This window comes from Nocardia sp. NPDC056564 (assembly GCF_042793755.1).
Classification (GTDB): Bacteria; Actinomycetota; Actinomycetes; order Mycobacteriales; family Mycobacteriaceae; genus Nocardia.
This window is the reverse complement of record NZ_JBHTUR010000015.1, coordinates 106,223-119,966: the sequence shown is the minus strand read 5'-3', so window position 1 is coordinate 119,966 and position 13,744 is coordinate 106,223. Positions and strand designations below refer to the sequence as shown.

Annotated in this window: 10 protein-coding genes; 5 read left to right on the top strand and 5 right to left on the bottom strand. The window is 69.1% G+C overall.

The window, feature by feature from the left end:
* Positions 1–15 precede the first annotated feature (15 nt).
* The 3 genes from ACFQ9K_RS31170 to ACFQ9K_RS31160 all read left to right on the top strand — a co-directional run bounded on the left by ACFQ9K_RS31170 (position 16) and on the right by ACFQ9K_RS31160 (position 3,202).
* On the top strand, positions 16–1,299 hold the full coding sequence (locus ACFQ9K_RS31170; protein WP_378722019.1) for an MFS transporter: 1,284 nt from the start codon (positions 16–18) through the stop codon (positions 1,297–1,299).
* A gap of 187 nt (positions 1,300–1,486) precedes the next feature.
* Complete coding sequence (locus ACFQ9K_RS31165) at positions 1,487–2,797, top strand: citrate synthase (protein ID WP_378722020.1); 1,311 nt, start codon at positions 1,487–1,489, stop codon at positions 2,795–2,797.
* A gap of 45 nt (positions 2,798–2,842) precedes the next feature.
* Positions 2,843–3,202 carry an FKBP-type peptidyl-prolyl cis-trans isomerase gene (locus ACFQ9K_RS31160; RefSeq protein WP_378983939.1) on the top strand — a complete coding sequence of 120 codons (360 nt, stop codon included), beginning with the start codon at positions 2,843–2,845 and terminating at the stop codon, positions 3,200–3,202.
* Between the two features lie 59 nt (positions 3,203–3,261).
* Here the strand turns inward: ACFQ9K_RS31160 and ACFQ9K_RS31155 are convergent, their stop codons facing one another.
* From ACFQ9K_RS31155 to ACFQ9K_RS31135, 5 genes are all read right to left on the bottom strand, one after another.
* Positions 3,262–4,431, bottom strand: coding sequence for a hypothetical protein (locus tag ACFQ9K_RS31155; protein WP_378722544.1), 1,170 nt, complete (start codon positions 4,429–4,431; stop codon positions 3,262–3,264).
* A gap of 101 nt (positions 4,432–4,532) precedes the next feature.
* A complete protein-coding gene (locus ACFQ9K_RS31150) occupies positions 4,533–5,903 on the bottom strand; it encodes a sensor histidine kinase (protein ID WP_378722545.1) in 1,371 nt (456 codons plus the stop codon).
* Entirely contained in the window at positions 5,900–6,610 is a 711-nt protein-coding gene (locus ACFQ9K_RS31145) for a response regulator transcription factor (RefSeq protein ID WP_378722547.1), read from the bottom strand. The genes ACFQ9K_RS31150 and ACFQ9K_RS31145 overlap by 4 nt, the downstream gene beginning before the upstream one ends.
* An 84-nt stretch (positions 6,611–6,694) precedes the next feature.
* Positions 6,695–7,081 carry a hemophore-related protein gene (locus ACFQ9K_RS31140; RefSeq protein ID WP_378722549.1) on the bottom strand — a complete coding sequence of 129 codons (387 nt, stop codon included), beginning with the start codon at positions 7,079–7,081 and terminating at the stop codon, positions 6,695–6,697.
* 209 nt (positions 7,082–7,290) lie between these two features.
* Complete coding sequence (locus ACFQ9K_RS31135; RefSeq protein ID WP_378722550.1) at positions 7,291–9,288, bottom strand: AMP-binding protein; 1,998 nt, start codon at positions 9,286–9,288, stop codon at positions 7,291–7,293.
* A gap of 316 nt (positions 9,289–9,604) precedes the next feature.
* Here ACFQ9K_RS31135 and ACFQ9K_RS31130 point away from each other — a divergent pair, with 316 nt between their 5' ends.
* Both ACFQ9K_RS31130 and ACFQ9K_RS31125 read left to right on the top strand, forming a co-directional pair.
* Positions 9,605–13,327 carry an ATP-binding protein gene (locus ACFQ9K_RS31130; RefSeq protein ID WP_378722552.1) on the top strand — a complete coding sequence of 1,241 codons (3,723 nt, stop codon included), beginning with the start codon at positions 9,605–9,607 and terminating at the stop codon, positions 13,325–13,327.
* The gene (locus tag ACFQ9K_RS31125; RefSeq protein ID WP_011207200.1) at positions 13,324–13,737 is read left to right on the top strand and encodes a roadblock/LC7 domain-containing protein; all 414 of its coding nucleotides are present in this window, start codon (positions 13,324–13,326) and stop codon (positions 13,735–13,737) included. The genes ACFQ9K_RS31130 and ACFQ9K_RS31125 overlap by 4 nt, the downstream gene beginning before the upstream one ends.
* Positions 13,738–13,744: the final 7 nt, after the last annotated feature.

Sequence of the window (13,744 nt, the reverse complement as noted above, 5' to 3'; positions counted from 1 at the left end):
GCTAAGCTGCCGCCGGTGAGACTGCTGGCCGACACCACACCGCTGCGAAATCCCGACTACCGGCGCCTGTGGACCTCCGGCGTGGTCACCATCATCGGCGCGCAGCTGTCCATCGTCGCGGTGCCCCAGCAGATCTTCCAGATCACCGGTAGCTCCGGATATGTCGGCCTGGCCGGGCTTTTCGGCCTGGTGCCGCTGATCGTGTTCGGGCTGTGGGGCGGCGCGCTCGCGGACGTGATGGACCGGCGCAAGTTGATGCTCATCACCAATGTCGGCACCGGCCTCACCGCGGTGGCGTTCTGGGCGCAGGCCGTGTCCGGCATCGACAACGTGTGGGTGGTGCTCGGCCTGTTCTCGGTGCAGCAGGCATTCTTCGCGGTGAACCAGCCGACCCGCAGCGCCACCATCCCGCGCCTGCTGCCGGAAGACCAACTGGCCGCGGCCAATTCGCTGAGCATGACGGTGATGCAGTTCGGCGCCATCGCCGGGCCGGTGCTCGCGGGTGCACTGATCCCCGTGGTCGGGCTGTCCACCCTCTATCTGATCGACTCCATCGCGCTGCTCGCCACGGTGTGGGCGGTGTGGCGGCTGCCCGCACTGCCGCCGACCGGGACCGCGCGCAAGGCCGGATTCCGCACGGTGCTGGACGGTTTCGCGTATCTGGCGACGCAGCGGATCCTGCTCGCGTCGTTCGCCGTGGACGTGATCGCCATGGTGTTCGGCATGCCGCGCGCGCTGTTCCCGCAGATCGCGCACGAGACGTTCGGCGACCCGACCACCGGCGGCGTCGCGCTCGGCCTGCTGTTCGCGTCCATGTCGGCGGGCGCGGTGCTCGGCGGGGTGTTCTCCGGCTGGATTCCGCGGATTCGCCGCCAGGGCCTGGCCGTGCTGATCTGCATCGCGCTGTGGGGCGTGGCCATGGTCGGCTTCGGGGTCGCCGTCGGATTCACCGGACACGGGCTCGGTCTCGGCCTGGGTCTGTGGCTAGCGCTGATCTGCTCGGCCTTCGGCGGCGCGGTGGACATGGTGTCGGCGGCGCTGCGGGTGACCATGTTGCAGCAGGTCGCGACCGATGCGATGCGCGGCAGGCTGCAGGGCGTGTTCATCGTGGTTGTCGCAGGTGGGCCGCGAATCGGTGATGTTGCCCACGGTTTTGCCGCAGCCAGTCTGGGTACCGCTGTGGCCGCGGCCGGTGGCGGCGCGCTGGTGGTGATCGGCGTGCTGATCGCCGCCGTGGCATTCCCGGCATTCCTCCGATACCGAGTAGGCCGCGCACATGCGGAAATAGTGGCACCATAAGCCTGCGAATATCTGGCAACCGCCGTTCGGTGAGCGGCAACCCCCGCACGTGGCCTTGAGATGAATGTGCGGTCGCGCAGGACTACCCTCCTGGTTGTCCGCGTCGGTGAACGTCTAGCGTTGAGACAAGTGCATCGTGCGCCGACCGCGACGGTGCCTACGGTTCTAGCCTGAGAGGGATCCTTCCGTGCCCGCTGAGAACATCATCAACGTCGACGAAGACGCCAAGCCGGTGCTTACCTACCCCGGCGGGGAGTTCCCGATGACGGTCACCAAGGCCGCTGAGGGCAACGACGGAATCGAGCTGGGAAAGCTCCTGGCCAGCACGGGTTACGTGACCTACGACCCGGGCTTCATGAACACCGCCCCGACCAAGTCGGCGATCACCTATATCGACGGTGAGGCGGGCATCCTGCGCTACCGCGGATACCCGATCGACCAGCTGGCCGGGACCTCGACCTTCATCGAGGTCAGCTACCTGCTGATCTACGGCGAGCTGCCCACGCAGGCCCAGCTGGACGACTTCACCGACCGGATCCGCAGGCACACCCTGCTGCACGAGGACCTGAAGCGGTTCTTCGACGGCTTCCCGCGCAACGCGCACCCGATGCCGGTGCTGTCCTCCGCGGTGAACGCGCTGTCGGCGTACTACCAGGACTCGCTGGACCCACGCGACCCCGAACAGGTCGAGCTGTCCACCATCCGACTACTCGCCAAGCTGCCGACGATCGCGGCCTACTCGTACAAGAAGTCGGTCGGCCAGCCGTTCCTCTACCCGGACAACTCGCTGAGCCTGGTGGAGAACTTCCTGCGGATGACCTTCGGGTTCCCGGCCGAGCCGTACGAGGTCGACCCCGAGGTCGCCGCCGCACTGGACATGCTGCTGATCCTGCACGCCGACCACGAGCAGAACTGCTCCACCTCGACGGTGCGGCTGGTCGGTTCCTCCGACGCCAACCTGTTCACCTCGGTGTCCGGCGGCATCAACGCCCTCTGGGGTCCGCTGCACGGCGGCGCGAACCAGGCCGTGCTGGAGATGCTCGACGGGATCAAGTCCGACGGCGGCGACGTCAAGGAATTCATCCGCAAGGTCAAGAACAAGGAAGACGGCGTGAAGCTGATGGGCTTCGGGCACCGCGTCTACCGCAACTACGACCCCCGCGCCGCGATCGCCAAGAAGCACGCCGACGCGATCCTGCAGAAGCTGGGCAACGACGAGCTGTTCGACATCGCCCAGTCGCTGGAGGAGGCCGCGCTGACCGACGAGTACTTCATCGAGCGTCGCCTGTACCCGAACGTCGACTTCTACACCGGCGTCATCTACAAGGCCATGGGCTTCCCGACCCGCATGTTCACCGTGCTGTTCGCCATGGGCCGGCTGCCGGGCTGGATCGCGCACTGGCGCGAAATGCACAGCGAGCCACTGAAGATCGGCCGCCCGCGGCAGATCTACACCGGCTACGGCGCGCGTGACTACCGCGAGATCACCAATCGTTAGCTCCACCGTTTCACCCACCATCACCTATCGAAGGGGATAAGCCGAATGACCAAGCCGGAGATCGAATTCCAGGGCGGCCCCGCGCCTGCCGAGCTGGTGATCAAGGACATCATCGAGGGCGAGGGCAAGGAAGCCGTGCCCGGCGGCAACGTCGAGGTGCACTACGTCGGCGTGGAATTCGACACCGGCGAGGAATTCGACTCCTCGTGGAACCGCGGCGAATCCATCAACTTCCCGCTGCGTGGCCTGATCCAGGGCTGGCAGGACGGCATCCCCGGCATGAAGGTCGGCGGCCGTCGCCAGCTCACCATCCCGCCGGCCCTGGCCTACGGCCCGGCCGGCGCCGGGCACGCCCTCGCGGGCAAGACCCTGGTCTTCGTCATCGACCTGCTGGACGCGAGCTAGTCCGAAAACGCCGACCGCGGCCCGTGTTCCACCTCGGTGGGGCACGGGCCGCGGCGCGTTCACCGGTGCACGATCTCGACCGGATCGGTCAGCGCGAGGGCGAGCGCGGACTGCTGGGCGGTGCTGCGCTGGGGGAGGGCCTGGACGGCCTTGTCCGTCTGTGTGCTCAGGTTGCCGACGATGGTCTGCAACTGGGTGACGCCGCCGGTGAGCTGGCTGATGGCGCTGACCAATTGGGCGCCGCCCTGGTCGGCCAGCCTGGGCAGGTCCTCGGCCAGCTTCGCGCCCTCGGTCAATTGCGCACTGGCACTGGTCATCCGGTCGACCACGGTGTGCAGCAGGGTGCCGAGGTCGGTGCTCGGGTCGACCGCGCCGCCGACCAGCGCGCCGAGACCGGTGAGCTGTGATCCGGCCTGTCCCGAAATCCCTTGCAGCGCTTCTAGCTTCTTGATGATGTCGGCCAGCGCCGGATCGCCGGCGAACGGGAGCGCACGCAGCGGCGGCAGGATCTGGTCGAGCCCGGAGCTCACCGTGTTCGCCGCCTGCTCCACCTGCGCGATCGTGATGCCGGTCGAATCCAGCGCGACGGCAAGCTGATTCGCCTGCTTGGCCGCGCCGTCGACGGTCGAGTTCAGCAGCGCGATCGCCGAAGTCAGCTGGGCCGAACCCTCTTTCGCGAAATTCAGGAACCCGAGCAGCTGGTCGGCGCCCGAGCTGAACTGCTCGGCGCCCGATGCGGCCGCGGTCACCCCGGCCTTCAGCAACTGGGCAGTGAACTGCGCCTGCGTCATCTGGCTGCGCGCCTGCCCGACCGCGGACAGCGCCGCGTCGACACCCGCCGCGCCGACCCGATGGGTGACCTCGGAGATCGCGCCGTTCACCAGCCCGCTGTCCGCACCCTTGTGCGTCGCCACGGTGACCTTCGCGCGCCGGGGTTCCGCGCCGGCCAGGGAGCCCATGGATTCGGTGAGGTCGGCGGGCAGGGTGATCACCGCGGCGTAGTCGTCGGTGCTCGCCTCGCCCGGCTTCGCCGCGGTCCATTCATAACCGCCCGCGTCCTGCAACGCCTTGACGACCCGGGCGCCCGTCGGCCCGGCGTCGGCGTTGACCAGGGCGATGCCGGTCGGGCCGTCGTCGGATCGGCCGCACGCGGTGATTCCGGCGCCGAGCGCACCAGCGCCGACCAGGGCAACGACGAGCAGGGCCAAGCGGGCACTTTTTCCGGTCACCCCGCTGACCTTAGAACCCGTACATGGCCTCAGCGCTGGCGTTTCTATGAGAGTTCGCTAAGGCCCCGTGCATGTCTGTGCCCGGGGACCGTGCGCGGCGATCAGGGCGCGGTGCTGGGCAGCTCCAGCACGAGACGGATGCCGCCCATCGTGCCGTCGTCGAAATAGGCGCGGCCGCCGTGCAATTGGGCTTGCTGGGCGACCAAGGCGAGGCCAAGGCCCGACCCGCCCTTGCTCGCCTGACTACCACGGAAGAACCGATCGAAGACTGCCTGCCGCTCGTCCGCCGGGATACCGCGCCCATTGTCGTCGACGCTGATCACGATGTGCCCGTTCGGCGCCCGGTGCGCGGACACCAGCGCCTCGGTGGCGCGGCCGTGCTTGACCGAGTTGGCCAGCGCGTTGTCCACCGCGAGGCGCAGGCCCGCGGGCAGGCCCAGGGTTACCAGCTCGGTGTCGCTGTCGATGCGCACCTTCAACCCGGGGAAGTGCCGCATGGCATCGTGCGCGGCCTGGTCGCACAGGTCGCCGACATCGGTGGCGACGTGGTCGCGTTCGTCGGTGAGGTCACCGGTCGCGAGCCGTTCCAACGCCGCGAGGGTGGTCTCCACCCGCCCCTGGCTGCGTTGCAGATCGGCGAGGATCTCCGCACGCTGTGCCTCGTCCAGATCGAGAGTGCGCAAGACCTCCAGGTCCGTGCGCATGGCGGTGAGCGGTGTGCGCAGTTCGTGCGCGGACACGGCGGCGAAATCGCGCGCGGTCTCCAGCGCGGCGGCGGTTTCGGACTGCGCCTGGTCCACCCGCTGCAACATCGTATTCACCGCGTCGGCCAGCTTTTCCGCCTCGCGCACGCCCGAGCCGTCCACCGGCGTCTGTGGATTCTGTGGATCGGGCAGGCCGCTGCGCGCGTCGACCTGACGGGTGAGCCGCACGATCGGGCGCACCGCGCGCCCGGCCAGCAGCCAGCCCAGCGCCGCGGAGGCCGCGATGGCGAACAGGGCGCCACCGAGCACCCAGCGCCGCTGCTCGGCCGTGGCGGCGGCCGCCGACGCGGTCGGGATGCCCATCGAGACCACCCGGCCCGCGGGCTGATTCTCGGTCGTCGACAGGATCCGGTACGGCGTGCCGCCGACCGGCACCGTGCGCGAACCCGGTGCCAGATCGGGCAATTGGGTCGGCGTGCTCGCGATGACATTGCCGTCTACCCGAACGGTGACGGCGATGTCGTTGTTCAGCCCGGGCACGAAGCCGATGACCCGGACCACCACGACCGGTTCGATCAGCACCAGGCGTGCGGCGATCGCCAGCTGCTGATCGGATTGGCGCATGTTGTTGCGCTCGATCGCGTGAATACTGATCACGCTGATCACCGCGACGACGATGACCGCGCCCGCGGCCGCCGCGCCCGCGACCCTGGTGCGGAGCGAAAAGGCCCGGCGCCGACGGGATTTCGGCGCGGCGACCTGCGTCATTTGGGCGCCCGCAGGACGAACCCGACCCCGCGGATCGTGTGCAGCAACCGCGGCGCGCCGTCCACCTCCAGCTTGCGCCGCAGATACCCGACGAACACGTCGACCACATTGGTGTCGGCCGCGAAGTCGTAGCCCCACACCAGTTCCAGCAGTCGCTCCCGGCTCAGCACCACGCCGACATTGCGGGCCAGCGTGGACAGCAGCTCGAATTCTCTTTTGGTCAGCTCGATTTCGGCGCCGTTCAGCAGCGCGCGATAGCCGGCGACATCGACCTCCAGCGGCCCGACGGTGATCGCCCCCGGCGTGGCCTGCGACTGGGTGTCGGTGCGCCTGCGCAGCAGCGCCTTGATCCGCGCGACGAGTTCGGCCAGTACGAACGGCTTGACCAGATAGTCGTCGGCCCCCGATTCCAGCCCGGAGATCCGATCGTCCACCGAGGCCCGCGCGCTGAGCACGCAGATCGGCACCTCGTTGCCCAGCGCGCGCAACGCGGTCACCACGCCGGCGCCATCGAGCACGGGCATGTTCATATCGAGCACGATCGCGTCCGGCGCGTGCTCGTTCACGCTGCGCAGTGCCTGCGCGCCGTCCCTGGCCACCAGCACGTGGAAGCCGGAAAGCCGCAGGCCGCGCTCGACCGATGCGAGCACGTCCTCGTCGTCATCGACGACGAGGACGGTCGGGGTCGTTGGTGTCACCTCAGTCATTCTGCTCCCCGCCGCCGCGCGGCTTCGGTCCAGACTCGCGTGTCGCGCCGGGCCGACCGGTGATCATCGGGGAAGGGACGGTCGTCAGTAGCTGTGGCAGGAGTCGGCCACCGCCTGGATGGTCCCGCGCAGCTGGGCGTAGCGCGGGTCGTTCTGGGCCTGCTGCACGGCGTCCGGGTTCGCGTCGATCGCCCGCTGCAATTCCGCGCGGCGCTGCTCGACCGGCTGATCGAACTTGCGCTGCAGCTCGGCCTTCTGCGTGGGATTCGCGTCGAGCATCTTGGCCAGCTGCGGGGCCTTGTCGTGCAGCGCGGCGTCGACCTGCGTGAACGAACAGTCCGAGTTCAGCAGCGGGCCGGCCAGCTCCATCGGGTCGGCGGAGGCGATCGCCGGGCTGAGGAACACGGCGACGGTGGCCAGCCCGCCCGCGGCGAGGGCGGCGACGGCGGGACGGCCAACGGAACGCTTCATGGTGTGACTCCAGTTCGTCGAGGGGTGGTTACCAGCGCCCTCGACGCTAGGCCGCCGCACTGGCACGTTGGTGAACGTTCCCTAAGGAATCTCTGAGCACCTGCTCCGATGTGCGCGGTGCACAACGGAAATATTCAGCAGGACAACTGATTTCAAGCGCACACGGGTAACTCGCCGACCGGTGTCCCGGTCGCGGCACCGAGTCCGGCCTACATACTCGGGGAGGCGGGACGCGCCGCGTGGATCTGCTCTTCCAGTGCCTCGAGCACCGTCGGATCCTCGATGGTGGAGGGCACCTCGTACGGCTCGCCCGAGGTGATCTGCCGGATGGTCTTGCGCAGGATCTTGCCCGATCTGGTCTTCGGCAGCGCGGTGACGATCACCGCGTCGTGCAGCGTGGCGATCGCGCCGATCTGCGCGCGCACCCGTTCGATCAGCTCGTCGCGCAGCTGCCCTGGATCGACCTCGACGCCCGACTTGAGCACCACGTAGGCCAGTGGCCGATGGCCCTTGAGCTCGTCGGGCAGCCCGATCACCGCGCACTCGGCGACCGCGGGGTGCCCGGCGATGGCGGCCTCGATGCTGCCCGCGGACAACCGGTGCCCGGCCATATTGATCACGTCATCGCTGCGGCCGAGCACGTACAGGTAGCCGTCCTCGTCGAAGTAGCCGGAGTCACCGGTGAGGTAGTGGCCCGGGTAGGCGGTCAGATACGAACGCTTGTAGCGCTCGTCGTCGTTCCACAGGCCGGTGAGCGTGCCGGGCGGCAGCGGCAGCCCGATCACGATGTTGCCCTCGACATTCGGCGCCACCGGGTTGCCCTCGGAATCGAGCACCCGCAGCCGGTAGCCGGGCACCGGCACCGAGGCCGAGCCTGCCTTGATCGGAAGCTGTTGCAGGCCGAGCGGATTCGCGCAGATCGGCCAGCCGGTCTCGGTCTGCCACCAGTGGTCCACGACCGGGCAGTCGGTGCGATCGGCGAGCAGCACCTCGTCGGCCCAGGCATAGGTCGCTGGATCTAGTCGCTCGCCCGCGCAGAACAGGGCACGCAGCGACGAGAGGTCGTAACGGTGGGCCAGTTCGGCTTCCGGGTCCGCCTTGCGGATGGCGCGCAGCGCGGTCGGCGCGGTGAACAGCACGCGAACCTTGTGCTCGGCCACCACCCGCCAGTACGCGCCCGCGTCCGGCGTGCCGATCGGCTTGCCCTCGTAGAGCAGCGTGGTCGCGCCGACCAGCAGCGGCGCGTAGACGATGTAGGAGTGCCCGACCACCCAGCCGACGTCGGAGGCGGTCCACATCACCTGCCCAGGGCCGATGTCGTAGATGTTGCGCATGGACCAGGCGAGGGCAACCGCGTGTCCGCCGTTGTCCCGAACCACCCCTTTGGGTTTCCCGGTGGTGCCCGACGTATAGAGGATGTAGAGCGGATCGGTCGCCGCGACCGGGACCGGCGCAGCCGGTGGCGCATCCCGGACAGCGTCGTCCCAATCGAGCCACTGGGCGGCGACGGTCTCGGTGGAGCTCGGCAGCGATTCGGTCGCGGCCTGCGGCGCGGAGAAGTGGATGGTCGGGAACTGCGGGCGCTGCTTCACGATCACCGTGCGCGGCACCGTGGTCGCGGCGAGATCCAAGGCCTGCAACACAATCGGCGGATATTCGAGCTGTTTGCCCGGTTCCAGGCCGCCCGACGCGGTGATGATCAACACCGGTTCCGCGTCGTCGATGCGCGCGGCGAGCTCCGGCGCGGCGAAGCCGCCGAACACCACCGAGTGCACCGCGCCGATGCGCGCGCAGGCCAGCATCGCGATCACGGCCTCCGGGATCATCGGCAGGTAGATGATGACGCGATCGCCCGCGACCACCCCCAGCCTGCTCATCGCGCCGGCGAACTCGGCAACCTTTTCCAGCAGCTCCGCGTACGTGAAAACGCCTCTGGCGCCGGTCATAGCGGAGTCGTATATTAAGGCGGGCTGATCCGCCAGGCCCCCCTCCGCCGCGCTGCCGCCGTGCACATGCCGGTCGAGGGCGTTGAAGGAGGTGTTGAGGCGAGCGTCGGTGAACCACCTGGCCACCGGGCGAGCAGCCGGGTCGATGATCTGGGTCGGCGGCACCACCCAATCGATGGCTTCCGCCGCCCCGGCCCAGAACTCGGCGGGGTCGACCAAGCTGGTCTGATAGACCGGTCGGTACTCGTGCCGCACGTTCAAACCCGTGACTCCCTAGCCTCGCCTCGATGCCCGCCTCGATAGATCTGGTTGATTGTGGCAGACTTCACGCGACGCCCGGGTGGGTGTTGTGACCTTTGGTTTTGCCTGGAACGGCCAGGTCAAGGGTCGCATGCTTACTCGGAGTCACCCAAGAAGTTATTGATCCGTTAGAATCTGATGTCACTTATTTGGGCCGTCGTAGACGCAATTTCTCGGCCAGCCGCAGTTCTCGGCCAGCTCCGCCTGTCGAGCCAGTATGCGTGTGGAGGTTCGCTGATGGCGCGTGGTTGGGGCCAGTTTGGAAAGTGAGTGGGAGATGCGTGAGGCCGCTAGGTCCGGCAGAAGGCGCTGGGCGCTCGGCAACTGGGACCTGCGCTGGAAGGTGACGGCAGTGCTCGCCGTCCCGCTGGCCGTCGCGGTAGGCCTTGGCGTGTCCAGGATTTCATCGGAGTTCACCAACTCGGGTCGGCTCGCCGACGTCGCGGAGAACGTCCAGGCCATTCCGGCCGTCACCGCGTTGAGCGCGCAGACGGCGACGACCGTCGGTTCGCAGATGATCGCGGTCGCGCCGAACGTCTCGGTGGTGACCGACCAGAACCTCGCCGATCTCGACAAGGCGATTGCCAACGCGGAGAAGGCCGCCGACAAGCTCAGTGGTGTGTCCGGCGCGCGTTCGGCGCTGGACAGCATGCTCAATCAGGCAAAAGCCGTTCGGCAGCAAGGCAAGAACGTCACCACCGGGCCCAGCTCGGACGCCATCGGCCTGATCGACCGGGTACGCAACGACAGCGTGCGGATCGTCGAGACGACGGTCGGCCAGGTCAGTGACACCGCGGTCGACACGGCCAAGCTGCGTCTGGTCGACTCGCTCAACACGCGTGCGACGCTGGTCGGCGAGGTCGCCGCGTTCCCGGAAGTGTTGAAGGACCCGAAGGTAGGCACGCCGGGCTTCCTCACCGCGGCCAACACCGAGCGCTCGCTGCTCGGCGTGCTGTCGCACCGGTTCGCCGACGGGGACACCTCGATCGCCGATCTGCGCGCGGGCATCGACACGCGCGTGACGCTGCTGAACAGCCCGCAGTCGCAGGCCGGACAGATTCCGGTCGGCGACCTGAAGAAGTCGCTCACCGACAGTCTCGCGGTCTACGAGCTCGTGGTGAGCCGGGCGACCAAGGACATCGACAGCGCGATGAACGCGCTGGTGTCCACCGCGCAACGGGACGCGTGGACCTACACCGCGGTCGTCGTCGCCACCATTCTCGCGGCGCTGTTGCTCGCGGTGTTCGTGGCGCGCTCGATGATCGTGCCGCTGCACCGGCTTCGCCTGGCCGCCCTGCGGGTCGCCGAGAGCGACCTGCCGCACGAGGTGGCCCAGCTCCGCAACGGCGCCTCGCCGGAAGAGGTGCCGCTGGAACCGATGCCGGTGCGCAGCACCGAGGAGATCGGCCAGCTGGCCCGCGCGGTCGACGACATCCACGGCCAGGCGCTGCGCCTCGCGAGCGACCAGGCGCAGATGCGTTCCCAGGTCAACGACATGTTCGAGACGCTGGCCCGGCGGTCCAAGTCGCTGGTCGACCATCAGCTCAGCCTGATCGAGGCGATGGAGTACGACGAGAAGGACCCGCGGCTGCTGGAGAACCTGTTCCGGCTCGACCATCTCGCGGCTCGCATGCGTCGTAACGGCGACAACCTGCTCATCCTGGCCGGCACCAGGCAGCGTCGCGCGAAGTCGGCTCCGGTCGAGATCGCCGACGTGCTGCGGGCCGCGATCTCCGAGGTCGAGGACTACGAGCGCGTGAAACTGGGTGCCACGCCGCGTGGTTCGCTGGTCGAGCCCGCCGCCTCCGACATGGCGCACCTGTTCGCCGAGCTGCTGGACAACGCGCTGCGCGCCTCCCCGCCGGAGACCGACGTGAAGTTCACCTTCGCGCAGGCGCACGACCAGGGCATGCTCATCGAGGTGGCCGACCGGGGTATCGGTATGCCGCCGTCCGAAATGGCCGATATCAACCGGCGATTGGAACAGACCGCGGAGCCCGGCCCCGATACCGCCCGGCACATGGGTCTTTTCGTGGTCGGCCGGCTGGCCGAGCGGCACGGTCTCACCGTGCGGCTGCGCCCGACCTTCGACACCGCGCGCGATCCGGGCGTCACGGTGACCGTGCACGTCCCCGGCGGGCTCATCGTCGCGGGCAAGCCGATCACCGCGCAGCCGGTCACCCCGTCGCCGCAGGCGGGCGAGCGGCCGCGGCCGGCCGCCCCGTCGTCGATGCAGATGCGGGCGATCACCCGGACCCCCGGCGGCAATGTCATGGTGACCGTCGATCCCGGCGTCAGCGGACCGCTGCCGATCACCAAGGCCAACCCCAGCGGGCCGATCCCGGCCGGCGGCGGGCTGCCGCAGCGGCAGCCGGGTAACTCCATGGCGTCCGGGCTGCAATCGAACGCCCAGCAGTCGGGCGCGACGCTGCGCCCCGCACCGGGTGGCCAGCAGTCCGGTGGGCCGCAGCGGGGCAAGCTCGCCGCCGCGAACCTACCCAAGCGCAACCTCGCTCCCGGCGGTCCGCCGCCGCGGCAGCCGGGCGCCCCGGCCGAGCCGACCGTGACGGGTCTGCCGCCGCGGGACGCGAATTCGGGCGAGCTGCCCAAGCGTCAGCCGGGCAGCAACGGCGTACCGCAGCCCAGCATCAGTGGTCTCGCGCAGCCGCCCAGCGGCCTGCCGCAGCGTCAGCGTGGCGAGAACGGGCTCCCGCAACGGGATTCCGCGCCGGGTGGCCTGCCGCAGCGGGACCCGGGCGCGGGCGGCCTGCCCCAGCGCGACAGCGTGTCGGGCGGTCTGCCGCAGCGGCAGACCGGGCCGAGTGGCTTGCCGCAGCGGGAGGGCCTGCCGCAGCGCGACCCGAATGCCGGTGGTTTGCCACAGCGTGATCCTGGTGCCGGCGACCTGCCGCAGCGGGAGTCCGCGTCCGGTGGTCTGCCGCAGCGTGATCCGGGCGTGGGCGGCTTGCCGCAGCGCGAACCGACCGCCGGTGGTCTGCCGCAGCGCGAACCCACCGCGGGCGGACTGCCCCGGCGGCAGCGCGGCGAGAACGGCCTGCCGCAGCGGGAGTCCGCGTCCGGTGGTCTGCCGCAACGGGATCCGAGCGCGGGTGGGCTGCCGCAGCGCGAGCCGACCGTAGGCGGCCTGCCGCAACGCGAATCGAGCCTGCCGCAGCGCGATCCGAGTTCCGGTGGTCTGCCGCAGCGGGAGTCCGCGTCCGGTGGCTTGCCGCAGCGTGATCCGAGTGCGAGCGGCCTGCCCCAGCGTGATCCGAGTGCGGGCGGTTTGCCGCAGCGCGATTCGGGTCTGCCGCAGCGGGATCCGAACGCCGGTGGCCAGCGGCACGCCGCCGCGAGCCTGCCGCAGCGGGAGACGACACCGACCGGCCTGCCGCAACGGCAGCCGGGCACCCAGGTGCCGCCGAACCTGCCGCAGCGCGAGCCGGGTGACGCTCTGCCGCAGCGGGATTCCGCGCCGGGCCTTGGCCTGTCCCCGCGCGGCCGGGGTACGCTGCCCGGCGTCGACGAGCAGCCGAAGGATGCGGAGGCCGCAGGCGGCGATCCAGGCAGGCACAGTTACCGCGCCAACCCGACCAGGACGGCGTCGTTCTTCCAGACCAGGCTTCAGCCCGCGGTCGAGACCGGCGATTCCGTCATGGGTGGGACACCGATTTTCGCGGAAATGATGTCGGCGTGGCTGTCAGACCCGAATATGGACAGGTCCACCGTGGCCGCCTCCTTCGAATCACCCGGTGATGAAGGATGGCAGGCGGCTCGAGCGGCCAGCGAGGCACAATCCGAAACCAGGACGGCGGCCGGGTTGCCGCAACGCAATCCGGGCGGAAGGCTGGTCCCGGGCGCCGTCAACGGTGCGGTGGAACGAGCACCGAGCCGTGATCCAGAAACAATCAGGTCCAGCCTGAGCCGCCATCAGCAGGGCGTCCGGGACGGCCGCGCAATGAGAGCAATGAACTTAACCGGAGATAAAGGAGACCGATGAACCCCGATCTAGGTGGTACGAATCGTCAGCTGGATTGGCTGGTTTCGAACTTCGCCAACGAGGTTCCTGGCGTAGCCCATGCCGTCCTGGTCTCGGCTGACGGCCTACTCATGGCCGCGAGCGCTCAGCTGCCCGTCGACCGTGCCGAGCAGCTCTCGGCCGTTACCGCCGGACTGGCCAGCCTCTCGGTCGGCGTCTCGAACCTGTTCGAGGGCGGCACCGTGCTGCAGTCCGTCGTCGAGATGGAGCACGGCTACCTGCTACTCATGGCGGTCGGCGACGGCTCGTACCTTGCCGTGCTGACCAACACGTCGTGCGACATCGGTCAGGTCGGCTACGAGATGGCGTTGTTGGTCGAGCGGGTTGGCCAGACAGTTCAGGCCACGCCACGCGTCACGATGGGTTCCTGATGGTGGG

Bases quoted from the DNA above. Each gene is read 5' to 3' on its own strand.
- ACFQ9K_RS31160 (WP_378983939.1), top strand. From the start codon at position 2,843: ATGACCAAGCCGGAGATCGAATTCCAGGGCGGCCCCGCGCCTGCCGAG.
- ACFQ9K_RS31150 (WP_378722545.1), bottom strand. From the start codon at position 5,903: ATGACGCAGGTCGCCGCGCCGAAATCCCGTCGGCGCCGGGCCTTTTCG.
- ACFQ9K_RS31145 (WP_378722547.1), bottom strand. From the start codon at position 6,610: ATGACTGAGGTGACACCAACGACCCCGACCGTCCTCGTCGTCGATGAC.
- ACFQ9K_RS31140 (WP_378722549.1), bottom strand. From the start codon at position 7,081: ATGAAGCGTTCCGTTGGCCGTCCCGCCGTCGCCGCCCTCGCCGCGGGC.
- ACFQ9K_RS31130 (WP_378722552.1), top strand. From the start codon at position 9,605: ATGCGTGAGGCCGCTAGGTCCGGCAGAAGGCGCTGGGCGCTCGGCAAC.
- ACFQ9K_RS31125 (WP_011207200.1), top strand. From the start codon at position 13,324: ATGAACCCCGATCTAGGTGGTACGAATCGTCAGCTGGATTGGCTGGTT.